This window comes from Bradyrhizobium sp. Leaf396, from assembly GCF_001424605.1.
Classification (GTDB): domain Bacteria; phylum Pseudomonadota; class Alphaproteobacteria; order Rhizobiales; family Xanthobacteraceae; genus Bradyrhizobium; species Bradyrhizobium japonicum_C.
In genome coordinates, this window is the sequence record NZ_LMQJ01000005.1 from 173,255 (window position 1) to 197,218 (window position 23,964).

23 protein-coding genes are annotated in these 23,964 nt (G+C 63.5%); 21 read left to right on the forward strand and 2 right to left on the reverse strand.

The genetic code is table 11. From position 1 onward, the window contains the following. Positions 1–14: 14 nt before the first annotated feature. A complete protein-coding gene (locus ASG57_RS07465; RefSeq protein ID WP_024340056.1) occupies positions 15–1,613 on the reverse strand; it encodes an ABC transporter substrate-binding protein in 1,599 nt (532 codons plus the stop codon). Positions 1,614–1,915: 302 nt separating this feature from the next. On the opposite strand from ASG57_RS07465, the gene ASG57_RS07470 reads away from it, so the two are divergent. The 6 genes from ASG57_RS07470 to ASG57_RS07495 all read left to right on the forward strand — a co-directional run bounded on the left by ASG57_RS07470 (position 1,916) and on the right by ASG57_RS07495 (position 9,735). Then, positions 1,916–2,173 carry a DUF6489 family protein gene (locus ASG57_RS07470; RefSeq protein ID WP_024340055.1) on the forward strand — a complete coding sequence of 86 codons (258 nt, stop codon included), beginning with the start codon at positions 1,916–1,918 and terminating at the stop codon, positions 2,171–2,173. After that, positions 2,173–2,973 (forward strand): esterase/lipase family protein, encoded by an 801-nt coding sequence (locus ASG57_RS07475; RefSeq protein ID WP_024340054.1) that lies wholly within the window; start codon positions 2,173–2,175, stop codon positions 2,971–2,973. The genes ASG57_RS07470 and ASG57_RS07475 overlap by 1 nt, the downstream gene beginning before the upstream one ends. Positions 2,974–3,021: 48 nt before the next feature. Beyond that, positions 3,022–4,572: a WS/DGAT/MGAT family O-acyltransferase gene (locus tag ASG57_RS07480; RefSeq protein WP_024340053.1), complete on the forward strand. Its 1,551-nt coding sequence runs from the start codon at positions 3,022–3,024 to the stop codon at positions 4,570–4,572. Positions 4,573–4,582: 10 nt separating this feature from the next. After that, complete coding sequence (locus ASG57_RS07485) at positions 4,583–5,578, forward strand: alpha/beta fold hydrolase (protein WP_024340052.1); 996 nt, start codon at positions 4,583–4,585, stop codon at positions 5,576–5,578. Positions 5,579–5,698: 120 nt separating this feature from the next. Beyond that, complete coding sequence (locus ASG57_RS07490; protein WP_024340051.1) at positions 5,699–8,935, forward strand: bifunctional cytochrome P450/NADPH--P450 reductase; 3,237 nt, start codon at positions 5,699–5,701, stop codon at positions 8,933–8,935. A 125-nt stretch (positions 8,936–9,060) separates the two neighbouring features. Beyond that, positions 9,061–9,735 carry a spermine/spermidine synthase domain-containing protein gene (locus tag ASG57_RS07495; protein WP_024340050.1) on the forward strand — a complete coding sequence of 225 codons (675 nt, stop codon included), beginning with the start codon at positions 9,061–9,063 and terminating at the stop codon, positions 9,733–9,735. Here the strand turns inward: ASG57_RS07495 and ASG57_RS07500 are convergent. Continuing rightward, entirely contained in the window at positions 9,732–10,646 is a 915-nt protein-coding gene (locus tag ASG57_RS07500) for an alpha/beta fold hydrolase (protein WP_024340049.1), read from the reverse strand. The genes ASG57_RS07495 and ASG57_RS07500 overlap by 4 nt on opposite strands. Positions 10,647–10,806: 160 nt before the next feature. Here ASG57_RS07500 and ASG57_RS07505 point away from each other — a divergent pair, with 160 nt between their 5' ends. The 15 genes from ASG57_RS07505 to ASG57_RS07575 all read left to right on the forward strand — a co-directional run bounded on the left by ASG57_RS07505 (position 10,807) and on the right by ASG57_RS07575 (position 23,881). Continuing rightward, positions 10,807–11,187: a hypothetical protein gene (locus ASG57_RS07505; RefSeq protein WP_024340048.1), complete on the forward strand. Its 381-nt coding sequence runs from the start codon at positions 10,807–10,809 to the stop codon at positions 11,185–11,187. Continuing rightward, positions 11,184–12,266 (forward strand): PHA/PHB synthase family protein, encoded by a 1,083-nt coding sequence (locus ASG57_RS07510; protein WP_024340047.1) that lies wholly within the window; start codon positions 11,184–11,186, stop codon positions 12,264–12,266. The genes ASG57_RS07505 and ASG57_RS07510 overlap by 4 nt, the downstream gene beginning before the upstream one ends. Then, entirely contained in the window at positions 12,263–12,856 is a 594-nt protein-coding gene (locus ASG57_RS07515; protein ID WP_024340046.1) for a GNAT family N-acetyltransferase, read from the forward strand. The genes ASG57_RS07510 and ASG57_RS07515 overlap by 4 nt, the downstream gene beginning before the upstream one ends. Positions 12,857–13,095: 239 nt before the next feature. Continuing rightward, positions 13,096–13,551 carry a phasin gene (locus ASG57_RS07520; RefSeq protein ID WP_024340045.1) on the forward strand — a complete coding sequence of 152 codons (456 nt, stop codon included), beginning with the start codon at positions 13,096–13,098 and terminating at the stop codon, positions 13,549–13,551. 164 nt (positions 13,552–13,715) lie between these two features. Further along, on the forward strand, positions 13,716–15,002 hold the full coding sequence (locus ASG57_RS07525) for a DUF445 domain-containing protein (RefSeq protein ID WP_024340044.1): 1,287 nt from the start codon (positions 13,716–13,718) through the stop codon (positions 15,000–15,002). 200 nt (positions 15,003–15,202) lie between these two features. Further along, on the forward strand, positions 15,203–15,973 hold the full coding sequence (locus ASG57_RS07530; protein ID WP_024340043.1) for an esterase/lipase family protein: 771 nt from the start codon (positions 15,203–15,205) through the stop codon (positions 15,971–15,973). A gap of 195 nt (positions 15,974–16,168) precedes the next feature. Beyond that, entirely contained in the window at positions 16,169–17,032 is an 864-nt protein-coding gene (gene paaX, locus ASG57_RS07535; protein WP_024340042.1) for a phenylacetic acid degradation operon negative regulatory protein PaaX, read from the forward strand. A gap of 75 nt (positions 17,033–17,107) precedes the next feature. Beyond that, entirely contained in the window at positions 17,108–18,100 is a 993-nt protein-coding gene (gene paaA / locus ASG57_RS07540) for a 1,2-phenylacetyl-CoA epoxidase subunit PaaA (protein WP_024340041.1), read from the forward strand. A gap of 10 nt (positions 18,101–18,110) precedes the next feature. Further along, positions 18,111–18,398 (forward strand): 1,2-phenylacetyl-CoA epoxidase subunit PaaB, encoded by a 288-nt coding sequence (gene paaB, locus ASG57_RS07545; RefSeq protein WP_024340040.1) that lies wholly within the window; start codon positions 18,111–18,113, stop codon positions 18,396–18,398. After that, the gene (gene paaC, locus ASG57_RS07550; protein ID WP_024340039.1) at positions 18,398–19,174 is read left to right on the forward strand and encodes a 1,2-phenylacetyl-CoA epoxidase subunit PaaC; all 777 of its coding nucleotides are present in this window, start codon (positions 18,398–18,400) and stop codon (positions 19,172–19,174) included. Before paaB ends, paaC begins: the two co-directional genes overlap by 1 nt. Beyond that, complete coding sequence (gene paaD, locus ASG57_RS07555; protein WP_024340038.1) at positions 19,168–19,671, forward strand: 1,2-phenylacetyl-CoA epoxidase subunit PaaD; 504 nt, start codon at positions 19,168–19,170, stop codon at positions 19,669–19,671. Before paaC ends, paaD begins: the two co-directional genes overlap by 7 nt. A gap of 138 nt (positions 19,672–19,809) precedes the next feature. After that, the gene (gene paaE / locus ASG57_RS07560) at positions 19,810–20,892 is read left to right on the forward strand and encodes a 1,2-phenylacetyl-CoA epoxidase subunit PaaE (protein ID WP_024340037.1); all 1,083 of its coding nucleotides are present in this window, start codon (positions 19,810–19,812) and stop codon (positions 20,890–20,892) included. A gap of 101 nt (positions 20,893–20,993) precedes the next feature. Beyond that, positions 20,994–21,443, forward strand: a complete 450-nt coding sequence (paaI, locus tag ASG57_RS07565; RefSeq protein WP_024340036.1) for a hydroxyphenylacetyl-CoA thioesterase PaaI — start codon at positions 20,994–20,996, stop codon at positions 21,441–21,443. Positions 21,444–21,481: 38 nt separating this feature from the next. After that, positions 21,482–22,813 (forward strand): phenylacetate--CoA ligase PaaK, encoded by a 1,332-nt coding sequence (gene paaK, locus ASG57_RS07570; protein ID WP_024340035.1) that lies wholly within the window; start codon positions 21,482–21,484, stop codon positions 22,811–22,813. A 63-nt stretch (positions 22,814–22,876) separates the two neighbouring features. Continuing rightward, a complete protein-coding gene (locus tag ASG57_RS07575) occupies positions 22,877–23,881 on the forward strand; it encodes a quinone oxidoreductase family protein (protein ID WP_024340034.1) in 1,005 nt (334 codons plus the stop codon). The last annotated feature ends 83 nt before the right edge of the window (positions 23,882–23,964 follow it).

Consider the following 23,964-nt stretch of genomic DNA (forward strand, 5'->3'; position numbering starts at 1 on the left):
CGTGCAGTTGGCCGCTATTCCTGCTTGGTTGCCCAGTAGAGCAGGACCTGATTGTCTGCGCGCTGCGGCAGCTTCACCTTCTTCGATACACCCCAGGCCAGCGCCTGCTGGTGCAGCGGGATGTAGGACCAGTCCTTGTTGCCGATCTCGTAGGCCTGCTTGATGAGCTGATTGCGCTTGGCCGTGTCCGGTTCGACCAGCACCTTGTCGGTGATCGCATCGAAATCCTTGTTGCAGTAGCCGCCTAGGTTGGCCTCGCCTCGTGAGGACTTCGCATCGTCCCGGCAGCCCATGATGTCATAGAGCACGTTGTGTGAATCCATGGTGCTGGGCGTCCAGCCCAAGAGGTAGAACGAGGTCTGGTAGTTGCCTTGCTTCAGGACCTTGGCGAAATACTGTGCCTTCGGCTGCGCCAGAAGACTGATCTTGACGCCGATGCGGGCAAGCATGCCGACCACGGCCTGGCAGATCGCGGCGTCGTTGACGTAGCGATCGTTCGGGCAGTCCATCGTGACCTCGAAGCCGTCGGGATAACCGGCCTCGGTCAGGAGCTTCTTGGCGCCGTCGGGATCGAACTTCGGACGCGTGAACTCCTTGGACAGCGCGAACAATTCCGGCGCGATCATCAGGGCGGACGGCGTCGACAGTCCGCGCATCACGCGCGTCTTGATCAGCTCGATATCGATCGCCTTGTAGAAGGCCTCGCGGACGCGGACGTCCTTGAACGGGTTCTTGCCCTTGATATTGGAATAGAGCAGTTCGTCGCGGGTCTGGTCGAACCCGATGAAGATGGTGCGCAGCTCCGGCCCCTTCAGGACCTGGGCATTCGGACTGCTGTCGATCCGGGCGATGTCCTGGACCGGTACCGGCTCGATGACGTCGACTTCGCCCGAGAGCAGCGCGGCGACGCGGGTTGCGTCCGAAGCGATCGGGGTGAAGATGATCTCCTTCAAGTTTCCTTCGACCTTGCCCCAATAGTTGGGATTGGCCTTGAAGACGGTCTTCACGCCGGGCTGATGGCTTTCGACGATGAACGGACCGGTGCCATTCTCGTGGAGCGAGGCGTAGCTTGGGGTAGTCGCCGCAACCGGCGTCGGATCGACGACGTTGTTTTCCTCGGCCCATTTCTTGTTCATGATGTACCAGACATCCCACGAGCTATGCAGGATGGGATTGGGCGAGGGGAGGACGAAATCGACCGTGTAGTCGTCGACCTTGACGACCTTGACGTCGGCCGCAAGGCGGGTCTGCATATTGGAGCCCTTCTTGCGGACGCGGTCGGCGGAGAACAGCACGTCGTCTGCAGTGAAGGGATTGCCGTTGTGGAATTTCACACCCTTGCGCAAATAGAAGCGCCAGCGGGTTGGTTCCGGTGTTTCCCAGCGCTCCGCCAGCGCCGGAATGATCTTGAGGTCCTTGTCGCGCGCAGTAAGGCCTTGGTAGACGTGACCGAGATGGGCGTGGGTGGTGCTTTCGTTAAGGGTATAGGGATCGAGCGACTTCAGGTCGCCCTGGTTGGCATAGCGCAGCGTCTGGCTCAACGCAGGCGCGGCCGACAAAAACGCAAGCGCTCCGGCGAACGTCGCCGCATACAGAGTTCGACCTACCGACATTCTTGACCCTCTCCACACTGCCGTGCCGGTGATTTTTGGTTTGTTCGGCCGGCTTTTCAATGCATGTTGCCCAGAGTTCTCGACACGTGCAAGCGCCATTCCAGCAAGGAACGCGCCAAAGTTGCGCCGCTGTGCAGCAATGTTCACCGCGTGGCCTGGCATTGGGCGGCATCTTCCGACTTTGGTTGACCATACTGGCTGATTGCCGGGCGGAGGATATCTCGCCGGCATCAGGTCGCTTGCGTTGCACTATAAGTCGCGGCGATACTGCGGTGGGCGGCTCGAATCTCATTGGAGGGGACATGAAGGTAAATATCGAAATCGACTGCACCCCCCTCGAAGCTCGCCAGTTCTTCGGCTTGCCTGACGTGGCGCCGATGCAGACGGCGGTGATGGACAAGCTGCAGCAGCAGGTTCTGACTAACATCGAGAAGGTCTCGCCGGAGTCGCTGCTCCAGAGCTGGTTCACCTTCGATCCGAAAATGACCGAGAGATTTCAGGACATGTTCGCCGCGATGGCCGGCCTCGGCGGCACACGCAGCGCCGACAAGAAAAAATAGTGTCTTCCGGACGGAACGGGGCGCCGGAGTCTGGCCGGCTTCGTGCGCCGGGCCTCGGCCTGCTGCTGGCCGAAGCCCGTGGACTGTTCGAGCTGAACGCGAGCCTCTTGCTTTCGCCGCTCCTGATGCGAGCCCCCCGAGGGGACGGCCATCCTGTGCTGGCGCTGCCGGGCTTCCTCGCCAGCGATCTCTCGATGGCGCCGATGCGACGTTATCTCCGAGAGCTCGGCTATGAGGCACATGCCTGGCGGATGGGCCGCAACCTCGGTGGTTTGGCGCGGATGCGGGATTCGCTGCGCGCGCTTCTCACCCAGACCCATGCCGCGAGCGGGCGCAAGGTCAGCCTGGTCGGGTGGAGCCTCGGCGGCGTCTTTGCCCGCGACCTCGCGCTTTGGGCCCCCGACATGGTCCGCTACGTCATTACACTTGGCAGCCCCTTTGCCAACGACGTGAGGGCAACGAACGCCACCTGGCTCTACGAGCTACTGTCCGGCGAGCGCGTAGAGGATTTTGCGGAAGCGCGCGAAGCGATCGCGGGCGATCTGCCGGTGCCCACAACGTCGATCTATTCGCGCGCCGACGGTGTCGTGAACTGGCGGACCTGCCTGCTTCGTGCCTCCGAGCGTGCGGAGAACATCGAGGTGCACTGGGCGAGCCATATCGGGCTCGGTGTGAACCCCGCAGCGCTCTGGGCCGTCGCGGACCGGCTGGCGCAGCCGGAAGGGCAATTCCGGCCATTCGACCGGGCGGGGCCGTTTGCCATTGCATATGCCCCGCCGGAACAGGCAGTATTGGCCTGACGAGAAGCGCTGCCAAGGCGCCCGTCAAGTGTTTGCGGGGAGGGTATCATGGCTGACGGGAAGAAGCTGTCGTCGCTGGACGCGTCGTTTCTCTATCTGGAAACCCCTGAGATGCCGATGCATGTCGGCAGCATGGCGATCTTTCGTCTGCCAGACGACTACAAAGGTGACTTCTTCGAAGATTTCAAGGCGATGATCGTCTCACGCCTGCATATCGCGCCGATCCTCAAGGCGCGGCTGGAGAAGGCGCCGCTCGACATCGATCATCCCTCCTGGGTCGAGGACGATCAGTTCGACATCGACCGTCACATCTTCCGCGCCAGCCTGCCGCAGCCGCGCGACCGCGCCACGCTGGAGCGCATCGTCGGCTGGATGCATGCCAAGCTGTTGAACCGCGCCCGCCCGCTCTGGGAGTTCTACGTGTTCGAGGGCATGAAGGACAACGAGGTCGGGCTCTATTCCAAGATGCACCATGCCGCCATCGACGGCGGCGCCGGCGCGGCGCTGACCAACATGATCTACGATATCTCGCCGATCCCGCGCAAGGTCGCTCCGCCGTCGGCCGGCAGCAAGCCGGGACAGGAGCCGCGCGACATCGCCGCGAACCTCCTGGATTCATATCAGCAGCTGTTCAGCCAGCCGCTCGATGCCTCGCAAGCGGCGAAGAACCTGCAGCTGCCGCGAACCGGCAAGAGCGACATCGGCTCGATCCTGTTCGACAACGCGATGTACCAGATCGAGAGCGCGGTGCGCTTCGCCGGCAACATCCCGACCGTGCTCAAGAGCATGTCCGACGTGCTGGGCAAGGTCGCCGATCCCAAGTCGCGCGAGAGTCTCGCCAGCATGGTGTCGCCCCCGACCATGCTCAACAAGACCATCTCGTCGGAACGAAGCTTCGCCGGTGTGTCGATCTCGCTATCTCGCTCCAAGGCGCTGGCGAAGCTCGCGGGCGGCAAGCTCAATGACGTCGTGCTGGCGCTCGCCTCCGGCGTCGTCCGCCGCTACCTCCTGCAACACGGCACGCTGCCGGCGAAATCGCTGACGGCAGCGGTCCCGATCTCGCTGCGTGAGGAGGGCAACACCGAGGCCAACAACCAGGTGTTCGGCATGATCTGCTCGATTGCGACCAACATCGAGGATCCCAAGGCGCGGTTGGAGGCGATCATCGCGCAATCGACGAAGTCCAAGGAGATGTCGCATCCCTTGCGTGCGCTGATGCCGCAGGTCTCCAACATCTCGATGCTGGGCGCGCCGATCATGGTGCAGATCCTGGCCTTGCTCTACAGCCGCTCGAATCTGTCGGACGTGCTGCCGCCGGCCGCCAACATCACCGTATCCAACGTGCCGGGGCCGCGGCAGACGCTCTATGCCGCGGGCGCCGAGCTGCTGCACATCTTCCCGGTGTCGATCTCGACGCACGGGCAGGCGCTCAACATCACCGTGCAGAGCTATCGCGACCAACTTGACTTCGGCTTCATCGTCGGGGCCAACATCATTCCGCATGTACAAGTGATGTGCGATATGCTGCCGGAAGAGTTCGCCGCCCTGGAGACGGCCTACGCGCCACCGGCGGCGGAGATCAAGGGCGCCGCCGAATAGGGAATCTATGATGATTGAAATGCCGCCGCTCAAGTTCGCGCAGACGAACGGAATCCGCATGGGCTATTACGAGGCAGGGCCAGCCGACGACAAGCCGCCGATCGTGCTGTGCCATGGTTGGCCTGAGCTCGCCTTTTCCTGGCGTCACCAGATCAAGGCACTGAGTGAGGCAGGCCTCCGTGTGATCGCACCGGACCAGCGCGGCTATGGCGCCACCGACCGCCCCGAGCCGGTCGAAGCCTATGACATGGAGCATCTGACCGGCGATCTCGTCGGGCTGCTCGATCATCTCGAAATCGAAAAGGCGATCTTCGTCGGCCACGACTGGGGCGGCTTTGTCGTCTGGCAGATGCCGCTGCGGCATCCCACGCGGGTGGCCGGCGTTGTCGGCGTCAATACCCCGCACTGGGATCGCGCGCCGATGGACCCCATCGCGCTGTTTCGCCAGCGCTTCGGTGACCAGATGTACATCGTCCAGTTCCAGGACCCGGCGCGCGAGCCGGACAGGATCTTCGGCAGCCGGGTCGAGCAGACCTTCGACGCGTTCATGCGCAAGCCGCTGCCGCGACCGGCGGCCAAGCCGGACGAGCCGCCGGTCGCCGGGGTCGGAGCTTCGTCGAAGACCAACCTGGCGTTTCCCCAGATGATCGCCGCCTACGATGCCAAGGTTGATCCGCGCACGCCGATCCTGTCGGCGGAGGAGAAGAAGGTGTTCGTCGACACCTTCACGAAGACCGGCTTCACCGGCGGCATCAACTGGTATCGCAATTTCACCCGCAACTGGGAGCGGTCGAAGGGGCTGGACCATCACATCCACGTGCCCTCACTGATGATCATGGCCGAAAACGATGCGGTGCTGCCGCCCTCTGCGGCCGACGGCATGGAGAATCTGATCGGCGATCTCGAAAAGTATCTGGTGAAGGACAGCGGCCATTGGACGCAGCAGGAGAAGCCGGAGGAGGTCAGCGCCAAGTTGATCGAATGGCGTAGAAGGCGATTTGGCTAGTTCCGTCATCGCGAGGAGCGGAGCGGCGAGGCAATCCAGATATGCAACCGCGGATACATTCTGGATCGCTTCGCTCGCAATGACGCGGTGAATGATCGAGGCAGGGGGAAGCGCAGTCAAATGTCATCCACGAACCGTCTGGACCCTATTCCGCATCCGCCGACCAAGCCGGTGGTCGGCAACATGCTGTCGCTGGATTCGGCTGCTCCCGTGCAGCACCTGACGCGGCTCGCCAAGGAGCTCGGCCCGATCTTCTGGCTCGACATGATGGGCTCGCCGATCGTGGTCGTCTCCGGCCACGACCTCGTCGATGAGCTCTCCGACGAAAAGCGCTTCGACAAGACAGTGCGCGGCGCGTTGCGGCGCGTGCGCGCGGTCGGGGGCGACGGCCTGTTCACGGCCGATACCAAGGAGCCGAACTGGAGCAAGGCGCACAACATCCTGCTCCAGCCCTTCGGCAACCGCGCCATGCAGTCCTACCACGGAAGCATGGTCGACATTGCCGAGCAGCTCGTCAACAAGTGGGCACGGCTCAACGCCGACGACGAGATCGACGTGGTCCACGACATGACGGCGCTGACGCTTGATACGATCGGCCTGTGCGGCTTCGACTACCGTTTCAACTCGTTCTATCGGCGCGACTACCATCCCTTCGTCGAATCGTTGGTGCGCTCGCTCGAAACCATCATGATGACGCGCGGCCTGCCGTTCGAGCAGCTCTGGATGCAGAAGCGCCGCAAGACGCTCGCCGAAGACGTCGCCTTCATGAACAAGATGGTCGACGAGATCATCGCCGAGCGCCGCAAGAGCTCGGACGGGATCGACGACAAGAAGGACATGCTGGCTGCGATGATGACCGGCGTCGACCGTGCGACCGGCGAGCAGCTCGACGACGTCAACATCCGCTACCAGATCAATACGTTCCTGATCGCGGGGCACGAGACCACCAGCGGCCTGCTGTCCTACACGCTCTATGCACTGCTCAAGCATCCGGACATTCTCAAGAAGGCCTATGACGAGGTCGATCGCGTCTTTGGCCCGGATGTCAATGCGAAGCCCTCCTACCAGCAGGTAACGCAGCTCACCTACATCACGCAGATCCTGAAAGAGGCGCTGCGGCTGTGGCCCCCGGCGCCGGCCTACGGCATCTCGCCGCTCCAGGACGAGACTATCGGCGGCGGCAAGTACAAGCTCAGGAAAGGCACGTTCACCACCATTCTGGTGACTGCGCTGCACCGCGATCCCCCGGTATGGGGACCGAACCCGGATGCGTTCGATCCCGAAAACTTCAGCCGCGAGGCGGAAGCCAAGCGGCCGATCAATGCCTGGAAGCCGTTCGGCAACGGCCAGCGCGCCTGCATTGGGCGTGGCTTTGCTATGCATGAAGCTGCACTCGCACTCGGCATGATCCTTCAGCGCTTCAAGCTGATTGATCATCAGCGCTACCAGATGCACCTGAAAGAGACGCTGACGATCAAGCCGGAAGGCTTCAAGATCAAGGTGCGTCCGCGCGCCGATCGCGAGCGCGGCGCCTATGGGGGGCCCGCCGCGGTTGCGTCGTCGACGCCAAAAGCGCAGCGCCAAGCCACCACGCGGCCTGGCCACAACACGCCGATGCTGGTGCTCTACGGCTCCAATCTCGGCACTGCCGAGGAACTCGCGACGCGCATGGCAGACCTCGCCGAGATCAACGGCTTTGCCGTGCATCTCGGGCCTCTCGATGATTACGTCGGCAAGCTGCCGCAAGAGGGCGGCGTGCTGATCATCTGCGCCTCCTATAACGGCGCGCCGCCCGATAATGCGACACAATTCGTCAAGTGGCTTGGCAGCGACTTGTCGAAGGATGCCTTTGCTGGCGTGCGCTACGCCGTCTTCGGTTGCGGCAACAGCGACTGGGCTGCCACCTATCAGTCGGTACCGCGCTTCATCGATGGGCAATTGTCGGCCCATGGTGCGCGCGCGGTGTATCCGCGCGGCGAGGGCGACGCACGCAGCGATCTCGACGGGCAGTTCCAGAAATGGTTTCCGGCGGCGGCCGAGGTCGCAACCAAGGAATTCGGCATCGACTGGAATTTCACCCGCACCGCCGAGGACGATCCGCTCTACGCGATCGAGCCCGTTGCAGTGACCGCCGTCAACACCATCGTCGCTCAGGGCGGCGCGGTGGCGATGAAGGTGCTGGTCAACGACGAGCTTCAGAACAAGAGCGGGCCCAATCCGTCGGAACGCTCGACGCGCCACATCGAGGTGGAATTGCCATCCACTGTCACCTACCGCGTCGGAGACCATCTGAGCGTCGTTCCGCGCAACGATCCGACCTTGGTGGACTCGATTGCCCGCCGCTTCGGCTTCCTGCCGGCGGACCAGATCAGGTTGCATGTCGCGGAAGGCCGCCGTGCGCAACTGCCGGTCGGCGAGGCCGTGTCGGTCGGTCGTCTGCTCAGCGAGTTCGTCGAGCTACAGCAGGTCGCGACGCGCAAGCAGATCCAGATCATGGCGGAGCACACCCGATGCCCCGTCACCAAGCCGAAGCTGTTGGCCTTTGTTGGCGAGGAAGCCGAGCCGCTGGAGCGCTACCGCAGCGAAGTTCTGGCCAGGCGCAAATCGGTGTTCGACCTCCTGCTCGAATATCCAGCCTGCGAATTGCCGTTTCACGTCTATCTGGAAATGCTCTCGCTGCTGGCGCCGCGGTACTACTCCATCTCCTCCTCGCCGTCGGTCGATCCCGCGCGTTGCAGCGTCACGGTCGGTGTGGTCGAAGGGCCGGCCGCGTCGGGGCGCGGTATCTACAAGGGCATCTGCTCGAATTATCTCGCCAACCGCCGTGCGGGCGATGTGATCTACGCGACCGTACGCGAGACCAAGGCGGGCTTCCGGCTGCCGGACGATTCGTCCGTGCCGATCATCATGATCGGACCGGGCACTGGCCTTGCGCCGTTCCGCGGCTTCCTACAGGAGCGCGCCGCGCGCAAGGCAAGGGGGGATGTCCTCGGGCCGGCCATGCTGTTCTTCGGCTGCCGCCATCCCGATCAGGATTTTCTCTACGCCGAGGAGCTGAAGGCGCTCGCGGCGGCCGGCATCACCGAGCTGTTCACGGCGTTCTCGCGCGCGGACGGACCGAAGAGCTATGTGCAGCATGTGCTCGCTACGCAGAAGGAGAAGGTCTGGTCGCTGATCCAGCAAGGTGCGATCATCTATGTCTGTGGCGACGGCGGCAAGATGGAGCCCGGCGTGAAGGCGGCGCTGGTCGCCATCCATCGCGAGAAAAGCGGCAGCGACGCCGCTGCCGGTGCACGCTGGATCGACGAGATGGGCGCGAAGAACCGGTATGTGCTCGACGTCTGGGCAGGAGGGTAGCCGCGGCCCCAGTGCCGTAGCCTGGACGGAACGTAGCGAAATCCGGGTGTCTTTCCGAGATGAGCGTTCCCCGGATTGCGCTTCGATCCATCCGAGCGACGAACTAATCGTGCTAAAGCACTCCCATGATTCCCTGGGAAAAGATCGATACCGCCAAAATCCCCGGCTCGGACGAAGAGCTCCGCCTGATGCGGCGAGGCAAGGAATTTTCGATCAAGCTCGGCACCAACGAGCTGATGAACAATCGCCTTTCGGGCTCCGAAGCTGCGCTTGCGACGCTTGCGGCGAAGCAGATAGAGCACACAGCGAAGCCTGTCGTTCTCATCGGGGGCCTCGGCATGGGCTTTACGCTGCGCGCGGCGCTTGCCGTGCTCGGATCAAAGGCCAGGATCGTGGTCTCCGAGCTCGTGCCGGCGGTGGTGAGCTGGGCGCGAGGCCCGATGGCGGAAGTCTTCGGCGACAGCCTCGATGATCCCAGGGTGACCATCCGCGAGATCGACGTGGCCGAGATCATCCGGGCGAAGCGGTCTGCCTTCGATGCCATTCTCCTCGACGTCGACAACGGGCCGGAAGGGTTGACCCGGAAGGGTAACGACGCGCTCTACAGTGCGAGCGGGTTGGGGACGGCAAAGAATGCGTTGCGGCCGGGCGGTGTGCTCGCTGTCTGGTCTTCGGGACCCAACCCGGCGTTCACCAGGCGTCTTCGGACTGCCGGCTTTGCGGTGAACGAGGTCAATGTCCGCGCCACCGGACGAGGCGGCGGTGCGCGCCACGTGATCTGGATCGCAAAGAAGAGCTAGGCAGCCTGGGCCGCAGCGCTATGCGCGTGCTCGTCGATGGCGTCGATGATCTGAGGCCAGAACCGCATCGGCAAGGCATGGCCCATGCCTTCGATCATCAGCAGCTTCGCGTTCGGGATTGACGCTGCGGTGTCCTTGCCGCCTTCGGGGCGGACCAGTGGATCGACGGTGCCGTGAATGACCAATGTCGGTGCCTTCACCGCGTGCAGCCGCTCCTTCCGGCTCCCGGACGCCAGCACGGCGCGGAGCTGGCGGCCGACGCCGGCCGGATTGAGTCCACGCGCGAACACGCGCTCGGCGCGGCCCGGGTCTAGCGCTTCCTCTTCCGGAAAATGCCCGGCGCGCAGCACTTTCCAGGTCTGGCCGAAGCGGACAATGAACTCCTCCTTGCTGCGCGGCGGCGGCGCCATCAGCATCGCGGCGGCCTCGCGTGTCGGCGGCGGCACGCGCGGATTACCCGTGGTCGACATGATCGAGGTCAGCGAGCGTACGCGGTGCGGAAACGACAGTGTCACCTCCTGCGCGATCATGCCGCCCATGGAGGCCCCGACGAGGTGCGCCGACTTGATGCCGAGCGCGTCCATCAATCCGATTGTGTCCTTCGCCATGTCGATCAGCTTGTATGTCGCGGCCACGGGTATCCTGAAGAGGCGCAGCTTCAGCAGTTCGAGCGGCGTCAGCCGTTTGCCGCCCGTGAGATGGCTCGACTTGCCGATGTCGCGATTGTCGAAGCGGATCACGCGGAAGCCGCGCGCGGCAAGCTGCTCGCAGAACGCATCGTCCCAGTGGATCATCTGCGCCCCGAGCCCCATGATCAGCAGCAATGGCTCGGCATTGTCGTTGCCGAAAATCTCGTAGCAGATGTCGATTCCGTTGGCGCGGACGGTCTGGGGCGGCTGATGAGCGGTCACGGGTCCCTCCTGCTGATCGATGCTGTATCGCACGGTTTCGTCCCGCGAAGAAGCGGCCTCGCGACGCTGCGCCACTGCTTGCCGGTTGACCGGCCCCGCGCAACGGTGTGGTATGGTGAGATAAGAAGGGTGCAAAGCCCTCCACATCGGGAGGATGCTGATGACCGACAAGATCACCGATCCAGTCGCCTTGTGGCAGAAGATGGTTGGCGAGATGGAGAAGGGTTTCAACTCCTTCGCCACCAAGGCGATGGAGACGCCAGAATTCTCGCAAACCGTGAACCGCGCCGGCGGGGTTGCTGCAGGTGCTCAGAAGCAGTTCGGCGATCTCATGGAGAAGTACCTGCTCTCCATGAACCTGCCGAGCCGCGAGCAGATGACCGGCATCGCGGAGCGGCTCCAGTCGATCGAAGGCCAACTCGGCGAGATCAAGTCGATGATAAGCCAGATGTCGGCCAATTCGGGCGCGCAGCAACCAGGCGCCGCGCCACGGCCGCCGCGCACCAAACGTCCGCCGTCCGAAGGCGGAGGGCGGGAATGAATGCGACAGCAGGACTTGATTTCGCCGCGATACCCGAGCGCATCCAGTCTGAAGTGCAGCGCGCAATCATGCGCAGTATCAAAGGCGTCGAATACTTCTCGACGTCCGGCCCTACGCTCGGCTCGACGCCAAAGGACGTGCTGCATTCGCGCGGCACAATGAGCCTGTATCACTACCGGCCGATGTCGGACGAAATTTACCGCGTGCCGGTCCTGATTGTGATGGCCACCACCAATCGAGGTTACATTCTCGACCTCGTGCCAGGGCAAAGCTTCATCGAGTTCCTGCTCAGGCGCGGCTACGACGTCTACATGCTGGACTGGAGCGCCCCGCGGCCGGAGGAGAAGAGCCTGCGCATGGACGACTATGTCCTCGACTTCATCCCGGATTGCGTCCGCCGCGTGCAGGCCGATTCCGGCGAGCAGGACGTCTCCGTCATCGGCTATTGCTTCGGCGGCGTACTGTCGCTGCTCTACGGCTCGATCCACAAGGGCGGGCCGATGAAGAACCTCATCTGCTTCACCACGCCGATCGACTTCCGCGAGATGAAGCTGTTCTCGAACTTCTCCGACCGCCGCTATTTCGACGTCGACCGTCTCGTTGACAGCGTCGGCAACGTGCCGCCGGAAATGATCCTGTCCTCGTTCGAGATGCTGCGCCCGGCGTCGCGCACCGCGAGTCAGATTCAGCTGTGGGAGAACATCTGGAACGACGAGTTCGTCAAGTCGTACCGTATGTTCGACCGCTGGGCGACCGACACGCTGCCGCTCGCCGGGGAGTATTTCCGCGCGATCACCAAGGACCTGATGTGGGACAACAAGCTGTTCAACGACACCATGTCGGTCGGCGGCCGCGCGGCGAAGCTGGAGGACATCAAGGTGCCGATCCTGCACGCGGTCGCGGAGCACGATCACATCGTGCCGTATGAAGCCGCAAAGCACCTGATCGCCAAGATCGGCTCGACGGACAAGGAAGAGGTGATCCTGAAGGGCGGTCACGTCTCTCTGGTGGCGGGCGCCAACGCAGTGAAGCGGCTGTGGCCGAAACTGGATTCCTGGCTGGGGAAGAGATCGACATGAGTGAACAGCGTTCCTATCCGCGTCACGTCAAGACCGATGCCGGCGATGTCGAGATCCGCCTGATGTCGCCTGCAGACGAGGCCGCGGTGCTCGCTTTCGGCAAGAGCCTGCCGACCCACGATTTGCTGTTCCTGCCGCGCAACATCAGCGAGCCCAAGGTGCTGTCGGCCTGGGTCAAGGAGATCGAGCGCGGCGCGATTCAAAGCCTGCTCGCGGTGAGAGAGGGCAGGGTCGTCGGTTGCGGCACACTGGTGCGCGATCCCCACTCCTGGTCGCCCCACGTCGGTGAGATCCGCATGGTGGTTTCGCCCGAGGTCCGCGGGAAAGGGGTGGGGAAGGCGCTATCGCAGGAGACATTTGCGCTCGCTTTTGGGGCTGGCCTGGAAAAGTTGTCGGTCCAGATGACGGTCGACCAACAGGCGGCGATCGCTCTCTTCGAAAGTCTCGGCTTCAAGGCCGAGGCGTTGCTGCGCGATCATGTCCGAGATGTCGGCGGCAAGACCCACGACATCGTCGTGCTGGGCCACAACATCGCACAGGTCCAGGCTCAACTGGAGGCCTACGGGCTGCCAGGCGCTGTCCAGCAATAGCGAGGCGCGGTTGCGCACGGAAAGTGTCTGCCGCCGGGCGCGCCTTCCCGCCGCCGGCGAGCCGACATTGGCGCCGGAGGCATCGCGCTGCCTTTCATTAAGGCTTCTCACACTTTCGTGATACCGCGGTGCAGCATTAATGTTGCATCGCACAATTAACTATGCCATATAGGGCATGCCCCGGGCCAATCCGGACGGGGTGAGCCATAGCTCAGACGATTGAGGATGGAGAGAACCCCATGACCACCGAAACCAACGCCGCTTTCGACAGCTTCAAGGACGCTTTCAAGAACATCCAGAACCTGGAAGTTCCCGAGGCCGCCCGCGAGTTCGTCAAGAAGACCGCCAACACTGCGAAGGACCGTGCCGCCGAGGTGTTCGCAGGCTCCGAGCGCGTGACCGCTGCCGTCGAGAACGCGGTAACCGAGTCCGTCACTGAAGCCGGCAAGATCAGCCGCAACATCCAGCAGGCGATCTACGAGGACGCAGAGGCATTCTTCTCGGGCATCGACAAGCTCGCGTCTGCCAAGTCGTTCAGCGAGGCCGTCGAGATCCAGTCGGGTCTGCTCCGCGCCCGCGGCGAAGCGTTCGTCTCGCGCGCCAAGGCGACCGCCGACTATTTCGGCCAGCTCGCTGCCAACGGTGCGAAGTCCGCTCAGGACAATTTCGCCAAGGTCTACAACAAGACCGCCTGATCCGGCGCTGACGATAAACTGAGGTTGAGGCCCGCTTCGGCGGGCCTTTTGTTTGCGCCGCAGCCGTCAGCGCGAGGAACCTTGCGCCGAGGCAATCCAGAGTGTCAGGGAAAGATTCTGGATTGCTTCGCTTCGCTCGCAATGATGAGTAGGGTGGTGCGATCATGATACAACCTGCCACCTCTTCCTTCGTCACTCCCGGCGATGCCGAACGTGCAGCCGAGCTTCGCCGTGTGAAAGCGCTGGCGACGCTGGTGCTGGTCTCGACGTTGGCATTGTTCGTGGTCGCAAAGTGGCTGCTGCCCGTGCATCCCGTGTTCGGCTTCATCGCAGCCTTCGCGGAAGCCGCGACCATCGGCGGCCTCGCCGACTGGTATGCCGTGGTCGCGCTGTTCAAGCGACCGCTCGGACTGCCTATCCCCCACACTGCGATCATTCAGAGTAATCAGGCCCGTATCGCCGACAAGCTCGGCGAATTCATCGAGGTGCATTTCCTGGAAGCCGGACCGGTTGAAGCCAAACTGAAAGAAATCGATTTCGGCTCCTTCGTCGCGGACTGGCTACGCGACCGCAAGCGCAGCGATGATCTGGCGCGTTTCGCGTTGCGCCTACTGCCGGAGGCCTTCTCCGCGACCGAAAGCTCCGGCCTGATGACATTCATCATCCGCCGCATGTCATCGCAGCTGCAGGCCATCGATCTTGCGCCGCTCGCCGCCGGCACGCTACGCGGCTTCGTCGCAGAGAGACGACATCAGATCCTGTTCGATGATCTCCTGCGCGTGATGCACGAGACGCTGAATCAGAAAGACACGATGGCGATGATCCGCGAGAAAGTGCGCGCGGAACTGCCGACCTTGCTGCGGCTGTATCGCGCCGACAAGTTTCTGGTGAACAAGATCGTGGCGTCCGCGACGGCGTTCTTCAATGAGGTGCGCAGCGATCCCGAGCATCCGTTTCGCGGTGAGTTTGATCGCATGGTGCTAGGCTTCGTCGACCGGCTCGGTACCGATCAGGCCTATATCGACCGCATCGACGGCTTAAAGCGCGATCTGCTCGCACGTCCCGAGCTTGCCGATCTCGCCCGCACCATCTGGGCCAACACGCGTTCGTTCATCGAGCGTAGCGCAAGCGGCGAGACGCAGGTGCTGCAACATCATCTCGCCGGCATGTTCGTCGCGGCGGGTGAGGCGCTCGCCGGCGACGCCGAACTGCGCGGCGAGATCAACAAGGGCCTGGTGACGGTGCTGCGCAGCTTTGTCGCCGACCAGAAGAGGGGTGTCTCCAGCTTCATCTCCGATCAGGTCAAGGCTTGGAACATGAAGCAGCTGATTTCGCTGATCGAAATCAATATCGGCCGCGATCTGCAGTACATCCGCTTCAACGGTTCGCTGATCGGCGGCCTCGCAGGGCTTGCGCTGTACTCCGTAGAATCCCTGCTTCGATGGTTGTGACTTTTGCGTCACGGCCGTTAGCATTGACGCGCGGAGCTATTGTCGCCCCGCGTCTCTCCGGCTTGAATGCCGGAACCGGCCGCCTAGCTGATTCATGTTGCGCTGCGGAACGATCAAGAAGCCGGGGAGTTGGAATTCATTCGCCTTTTCCGGTTTTTCCACCCGGTGATCCTTCCAGCAATTCTTTCAAGGGACCATTGATGACCGCTTCCGCCCAGCCGCTGCGTCCGCCGTCCCGTACCCTGATGTTTCTGGAAGGGCGCGCGATCCACGAGTTCGGTGCCTTCCTCAGCGCGCTGCCGCTGCTGAGTCTTGCGCCGAGCGGCGATGGGCACCCCGTGCTGGTGCTGCCGGGCCTCGTCGCCTCCGATGGGTCCACGCGCGCGCTGCGCACGTTTCTGACCAGCAAGGGATACGCGGTGAGCGGTTGGGGACAGGGCCGCAACTACGGCCTCCGTCCGGGCGTTCAGGACGCGATGGTCGATCTGGTGCACGAGCTCAGCGACACGCATGGCCGCAAGATCAGCCTGGTCGGCTGGAGCCTCGGCGGCCTCTATGCTCGCCAGCTCGCGAAGATGGCGCCCGATCGCGTGCGCCAGGTCATCACGCTCGGGAGCCCCTTTGCCGGTCATCCGCGCTCGACAAATGCCTGGCGCGTCTACGAATGGGCGAGCGGACGGAAGTCCGACGAGGTCGATCCGCAGTTCGGCGGCGAGCTCGCCGTGCCGCCGCCGGTGCCGACCACCGCCATCTTCAGCCGCACTGACGGCGTCTGCGCTTGGCAGGGCTGCATGGAGAAGGCGGGGGCGCAGACCGAGAGCATCGAGGTCGAGAGCAGCCATTGCGGCATGGGCCATCATCCCGCCGTCGTCTACGCCGTGGCCGACCGGCTCGCACAGAAGGAAGGCCAGTGGCGGCCGTTCGATCGCAGCGGCTGGCGCAGCCTCGCCTATCCTGACCCGCACAGATAGCCGAACCCTGCATGGTTCGAGACGCGCGGCGTTGCCGCGCTCCTGACCATGAGGGTTAAGCGTGGTGACGCCCCCACGGGGATTGGACCTCATCCCGAGGAGGCGAGAGGCGCCGTCTTGAAGGATGCAGCCCGGCGTTCGCATTGTCGCTCCCATCCATTGTCGCGCCCGCACCAAACGCGCTATGCCTCGCGCATGGCGCATCCGCTCTCCCGCATCATCGACCAGCTCAAGCGCGAGCCGTCGCGCACCGGATCCATCGTCATCACCGTGTTCGGGGATGCCATCGTGCCGCGCGGTGGTTCGGTGTGGCTCGGCACGCTGCTGGAGTTCTTCGAGGGTCTCGACATCGACAGCGGTGTCGTGCGTACCGCGATGTCGCGCCTCGCGGCCGATGGCTGGCTGACGCGCGAAAAGGTCGGTCGCAACAGTTTTTACCGTCTCGCCGAGAAAGGCCGCCAGACGTTCGAGGCGGCGACGCGTCACATCTATGATCCGCCGCCGTCTGAGTGGACCGGCCGCTTCGAGTTGCTGCTGATCGGCAATGGTGAGGATCGCGACGCCTCGCGCGAGGCACTCCGCAACGCCGGGTTCGGAAGTCCGCTGCCGGGCGTCTGGGTCGCACCGTCAGGTGTGCTGGTGCCGGACGAAGCGGCGGGGGCCATCCGTCTCGAAGTTTCGGCTGAAGATGACAGCGGCCGCCGCCTGCTGAGCGCAAGCTGGCCGCTGCAACGCACCGCGGACGCCTATCTCAAATTCATGAAGACGTTCAAACCGCTGCGCGCCGCGCTCGCGCGCGGTACGGACTTGTCGGAGCCCGACGCCTTTACGGCGCGGATCCTGCTGATCCACTACTATCGCCGAGTCGTACTGCGCGACCCGCTGCTGCCGGAGAGCCTGCTGCCGGCGGATTGGCCGGGCCGGGCCGCCCGTGAACTCTGCGGCGAGATCTATCGCGGGCTCCTTGCTCCATCGGAGCAATGGCTCGACGGTCATGGAACCAACGAGAAGGGGCCGCTTCCGGCGGCCCGGAAGCTTCTGGAACGGAGGTTTGCCTGATCATATGTTACAGAAATATCTTGCATGAGAAGAATTTCGTTATATATTGCGTTCCAATAAATCGGGAGAATGCGCATGTATACCCAGGCGCTCAACACGGCCGAGAGCGACGATCGCGCTCTTGAGGACGCCGCCAAGGCTGCGCAGTTCCAGGCCCGGATCGACGCCGAGGAACGCATCGAGCCGAACGACTGGATGCCGGCGGCCTATCGCAAAACCCTCACCCGGCAGATCTCCCAGCACGCACACTCCGAAATCGTAGGCATGCTGCCAGAGGGCAACTGGATCACGCGTGCGCCGACGCTGCGCCGCAAGGCCGCGCTGCTCGCCAAGGTTCAGGACGAGTGTGGCCACGGGCTTTATCTTTACGCCGCTGCCGAGACGCTAGGCGCTTCGCGCGAAGAGCTGGTTGACGCCATGCTTGCGGGCAAGGCCAAGTATTCCTCGATCTTCAATTACCCGACGCTGACCTGGGCCGACATCGGCACCATCGGCTGGCTTGTCGACGGCGCGGCGATCATGAACCAGATCCCGCTGTGCCGCTGCTCCTACGGCCCCTATGCGCGCGCCATGATCCGCGTTTGCAAGGAGGAGTCCTTCCATCAGCGCCAGGGCTACGAGATCATGCTGACGTTGTGCCGCGGCTCGGACGAGCAGAAGGCGATGGCGCAGGACGCGCTGAACCGGTGGTGGTGGCCAGTGCTGATGATGTTCGGCCCGCCCGATGCCGCGAGCCAGCACAGTGACACCTCGACGAGATGGAAGATCAAGCGCTTCTCCAACGACGAGCTGCGCCAGAAGTTCGTCGATGCCACCGTGCCGCAGGCGCAATATCTCGGTCTCAGCATTCCCGATCCGGGCATGATTCAGGATGCCGACGGGCACTGGCGCTACAGCCAGATCGATTGGACCGAGTTCAAGCAGGTGCTTGCGGGAAACGGCCCGTGCAACCGCGACCGCATGGCCGCGCGCCGCAAGGCGCATGAGGATGGCGCCTGGGTGCGTGAGGCAGCCGCCGCCTATGCCGCCAAGCGTGGGCAGCGTCAGAGCGCGCAAGCTGCCGAATAGGGAGATCAATATGGCCACGCCGAACACGCCGCTGTGGGAAGTCTTCATTCGCAGCCGCAATGGGCTTGCGCACAAGCATGTGGGATCGCTGCATGCCAGCGACACCACCATGGCCCTGCAGGCCGCTCGCGACATCTACACCCGCCGCGGCGAAGGCCTGTCGATCTGGGTCGTGCCTTCGAGCGCGATCACCGCGAGCGATCCTGCCGAGAAGGGCATGATGTTCGAGCCGGCGGAATCGAAGATCTACCGGCATCCGACGTTCTACGAGGTGCCGGAAGAAGTGGGGCACATGTAATGGCGGTCGCCAACATCCAGGTCTCCGAAACGCCGCTGGTGCTCTACGTGCTGCGCCGCGCCGACGATGCGCTGATCCTCGGTCACCGGCTCTCCGAATGGTGCGGGCACGCGCCAATGCTGGAAGAGGACATGGCGCTCTCCAACATCGCGCTCGACCTGATCGGCCAGGCGCGGGAGCTGTATAGCTACGCCGCCAAGGTCGAAGGCAAGGACAACGACGAGGACAAGCTCGCATACTTGCGCGACGTACGGCAGTATCGCAATCTGCTGCTGGTCGAGCAGCCGAATGGCGATTTCGCGCAGACGCTGGTGCGGCAGCTGTTCTACTCCGGCTTTGCCGACCTCTATTGGCGTGCGATGATGGGCTCGGGCGACGCGACGCTGGCGGCGATCGCCGCGAAGTCGGAGAAAGAGAGCGCATATCACCTGCGCCACGCCTCGGAATGGATCATCCGGCTCGGCGACGGCACTGAGGAGAGCCATCGACGGGCACAAGCCGCGATCGATCAGCTCTGGGCGTTCACCGGCGAGATGTTTGCGGTCGACGACGGCGAGCGGCACCTGATCGATGCCGGCGTCGCCATAGATCCGGCGAGCTTGCGCGGTCGCTGGTTTGCGGCGCTGTCCGACGTCGTCGGCGAAGCCACGCTCGAACTGCCCCAGAACGACTGGATGCAGCAAGGTGGTCGGTCCGGCCGGCACAGCGAGCATCTCGGCCATCTCCTGTCCGAATTGCAATCGATGCAGCGCACCTTCCCGGGGCTGACATGGTGACGATGCTGGAGCGCGACAGCGAGCTGCGCCGGCGGGCTTGGGACGCTGCGGCAAGCGTCGTAGACCCCGAAATTCCGGTGCTGACCATCGCCGATCTTGGCGTACTGCGCGATGTGTTATTGGACGGCGATCGTGTCGAGGTCGCGATCACTCCGACGTATTCGGGCTGCCCGGCCATGAACATGATTGCGCTCGAAATCGAGCTCGCGCTGGAGCGCGCCGGCTTCCGTCACCCAAAGGTGCGCACCGTGCTGTCGCCGGCCTGGACGACCGACTGGATGAGCGAGGACGGCCGCCGCAAGCTGCGCGCCTACGGCATCGCGCCGCCGCAAGCATCGAGCTCCCGCCGTGCGCTGTTCGGCGCGCAGGCGGTGGCGTGCCCGCAGTGTGGCTCAGACCAGACCGAACTGCTGTCCGAATTCGGATCCACCTCCTGCAAGGCGCTCTGGCGCTGCAAGTCCTGTCGTGAACCCTTCGACTATTTCAAGTGTCATTGAGAGACGCACGATGCCAACCCGATTGTCATGGCGAGGAGTTCTTGCGGCGAAGCAATCCGGACTGCTTCCATGGAGAATTTCTGGATTGCTTCGCTGCGCCTGCAATGACGGCGGAAGGACTGATCGAGGGCGCCCGTAATGTCCGCAGCTGCACCGCGCTTTCACCGTCTGGCCGTAAACGATCTCCGCCGCGAGGCATCGAACGCCATTTCGATGACCTTCGCCATCCCGGACGAACTTGCCGACGACTACGCCTTCACGCCCGGCCAGTACCTTACGCTCCGCACCTCGCTCGACGGCGAGGAGGTGCGTCGCTCCTATTCGATCTGCTCCGGCCCTGACGACGGTGAGATCCGTATCGCGGTGAAGAAGGTCGATGGGGGTGCATTTTCGAGCTGGGCGGCGGACGAACTGAAGTGCGGCGACCAGCTCGACGTAATGACGCCGACCGGCCGCTTCGGCGTGGTTCCCCCGGCAGAACGCGCGCGCATCCATGTCGGTTTTGCCGCAGGATCCGGCATCACGCCGATCCTGTCGATCGTGAAGGGCGTGCTGGCGCGCGAGCCGGACAGCCGATTCTTCCTGTTCTACGGCAACCGCACCACCGATAACATCATGTTCCTCGAAGCGCTCGAGGAGCTGAAGGACCGCTTCATCGATCGTCTCTCGATCTTCCACGTCATCTCCGGCGAGGAGCAGGACATCCCGATCCTGCATGGCCGGCTCGACGGGGAAAAGGTGAGGGTGCTGCTGCGTTCGCTGGTGCCGGCGGAGGATGTCGATCACGTCTTCATTTGCGGCCCCCTTGGCATGAGTGAGGAGATCGAGGCGACCTGCCGCAATCTCGGCATCACGGATGAACGCATCCACGTCGAGCGCTTCGTCTCGGAATTCGGCGGCAAGCCGCGGCCGAAGAAGGCCGTTGCTCCCGATGCGCCGCCGAAGGCGATCGCTTCCCTCATCATCGACGGCAAGCATCGCGACGTACCCGTTGCCGAGGACGAAGCCATCCTCGATGCAGCGCTCCGCGCCGGTCTCGACCTGCCCTTCGCCTGCAAGGGCGGGATGTGCTCGACCTGCCGCGCCAAGCTGGTGGAGGGGGAGGCGCTGATGGACCTCAACTATTCTCTGGAACCATGGGAGCTGAAGGCCGGCTTCGTCCTGACCTGCCAGGCGAAACCATCGTCCGAGCGGGTCGTGGTCGATTATGATCATGTCTGATCGGGCGGATCGGACCCCATGAATGCAAATGCGTCGCATTATTTGACAGTGCCAGCCATCCAGCAGAACATCATCTTTAAGAACTTGGCCGGGAGAAGCTCGTGAACGTCAAAGCCGCCCTGTCACCCGAGGATATTGCCCGCGCTTGCGCTGACGCCATGTGGGCAGAGGACGATGCCTCGAAGGGACTCGGCATGGAGATCGTCGAGATCGGCCCGGGCTTTGCAACGCTCGCGATGACGGTGCGGCCGGATATGGTCAACGGCCAACGCATCGCCCATGGCGGTTTCATCTTCACGCTCGCCGATTCCGCCTTTGCGTTTGCCTGCAACTCTCACAATGAGCGCGTCGTGGCAGCGCAGGGGCAGATCACTTTCATCAAGCCGGGCAGGCTGGACGACCGGCTCATTGCGAACGCGCGGGAGGTCACCCGCGGCGGCCGCTCCGGCATCTATGACGTGCGCGTGACCGTGGGCGACACTGTCATAGCGGAATTCCGCGGACATTCGCGCGTCGTTCCCGGCACGTGGCTGCCGACGCAAGATCAGTAAGAGCAAAGAAGAGAATAAATCAATGTGGGGAAACAAGGATGGCTCTGACGAGGCTCAAGGAAGGTGCCACTACCTATAGCGCCGAGATGGATGCATATGAGCGCGCCTCGCGCGACGAGATCATGGCGCTGCAGAAGCAGCGGCTGGCTTGGTCGCTGAAGCACGCCTACGACAACGTCACGCATTATCGCAACGCCTTCGACAAGGCCGGTGTGCATCCGTCCGACTTCCGCGAACTGTCGGATCTCGCGAAATTTCCGTTCACCGCGAAGACGGACCTGCGCGACAACTATCCTTTCGACATGTTCGCCGTGCCGCGCGAAAAGCTGGTGCGCGTGCATGCCTCGTCAGGCACGACGGGCAAGCCGATCGTCGTGGGTTACACCCAGCGTGATATCGACACATGGTCGGAAGTCATGGCGCGCTCGATCCGCGCCGCCGGCGGGCGCACCGGGATGATCATCCACAACGCCTACGGCTACGGGCTCTTCACCGGCGGCTTGGGGGTGCATTACGGCGCCGAGAAGCTCGGCTGCACCGTGGTGCCGATCTCCGGCGGCATGACCGAGCGACAGGTGCAGCTCATCAACGACTTCCGCCCTGACATCATCACGGTGACGCCGAGCTACATGCTTGCGATCCTCGACGAGTTCAAGCGCCAGAAGCTCGACCCGCGCCAGTGCTCGCTCAAGGTCGGCATCTTCGGGGCCGAGCCCTGGACCAATGCGATGCGCGGCGAGATCGAGGACGCCTTCGACATGGACGCGACCGACATCTACGGTCTCTCCGAGGTGATCGGGCCCGGCGTCGCGCAGGAATGCATCGAGACCAAGGACGGCCTGCACATCTGGGAGGACCATTTCTACCCGGAGGTGATCGACCCCGAATCCGGCGCGGTGCTGCCGGATGGAGAGAAGGGCGAGGTGGTGTTCACCTCACTCACAAAGGAAGCCTTTCCAGTGATCCGCTATCGCACCCGCGACTTGACGCGGCTTTTGCCCGGCACGGCGCGGCCCGGGATGCGGCGGATGGAGAAGGTGACCGGCCGCTCCGACGACATGATCATCCTGCGCGGCGTCAACCTGTTTCCGACCCAGATCGAGGAAGTGTTGCTTGCGACCGACTGGTGCGGTGGGCACTTCATCCTGGAACTGACCCGCGAAGGCCGCATGGACGAACTGACCATCATCGCGGAGGCGCGGCCCGAAAGCTGGGACGGCCGGGGTCTTCTCGACCATGCCGATCGGATCTCGACCCACATCAAGAACACGATTGGGATCAGCTCGAAGGTGCAGGTGGTTGCGCCCGCCACTCTGGAACGCTCGCTCGGCAAGGCCAAGCGGCTCTACGACAAGCGGCCGAAGGATTGACTGGACGGATTGACTTGGTGACGCCCAAAGGCGACAAGGCCCGCGAGAAATCGCGGGTTTTCGATGTCACCAGCTGATACCAAAACGGTCGAGGCACGCTGTGTGCGCCTCAACGCCAAGGCTGAGAACGCGGCAGCGCTCTCGCCGGTGGTCGAGCGCAGGACGCTCACGCGCGGCCCGTGCGACCTGCTAATCGAGGTCAAAGCCGCAGCCGTCAATCCATCCGACGTCAAGGCCGCGACCGGGCTGATGCCCTATGCCGTGTTCCCGCGCACACCGGGCCGCGACTATGCCGGCGTGGTGATCGACGGGCCGGCCGGAACAGTCGGTCGCGAGGTGTTCGGCTCGTCCGGCGATCTCGGCATCCGTCGTGACGGCACGCATGCGAGTCATCTCGTGGTCGAAGCCGATGCGGTCGTTGAGAAGCCCATGTCCGTGTCCTGGGAAGAGGCCGCCGGGATCGGCGTGCCGTTTGTCACCGCGATGGAAGGCTTTCGCCGCGCAGGCGTGCCGAACAGCGGCGAGACCGTGCTGGTGATGGGTGTCAACGGCAAGGTCGGCCAGGCCGCAGTGCAGATCGCGACCTGGAAGGGTGCGCGCGTCATCGGCGTGGTGCGCAAGGCGGAAGCCTATGAAGGCCATGCCAATGCGGCCGTCGAGGTGATCGACGCCTCCACGACCGACGTGGCCCCGCGCGTGCGCGAATTGACTGGCGGGAAGGGCGCCGACATCGTCTTCAACACCGTCGGTGATCCCTATTTTCAGGCTGCGCACAAATCGCTTGGGCTTCGTGGCCGCCAGATTCTGATCGCCGCGATCGACCGCATCGTGCAGTTCAACATCCTCGAATTCTATCGCGGCCAGCACACCTATGTCGGCATCGACACGCTGGGGCTGTCGTCGGCCGCCACAGGCGCCGTGCTGCGCGACCTCGGCCCCGGCTTTGCGGGTGGCCATCTGAAGCCGTTCCCGATTAACGCGAATGCCGTCTATCCGCTCGAGAGCGCGAAGGAGGCGTACGTTGCAGTCGCGGGCTCGTCGCGGGACCGTGTGATCCTGAAGCCGTAACACACCGTCATTGCGAGCGCAGCGAAGCAATCCCGAAATGCGTCCGGGGAGACAGTCTGGATTGCGTCGTCGTTTCGCTCCTC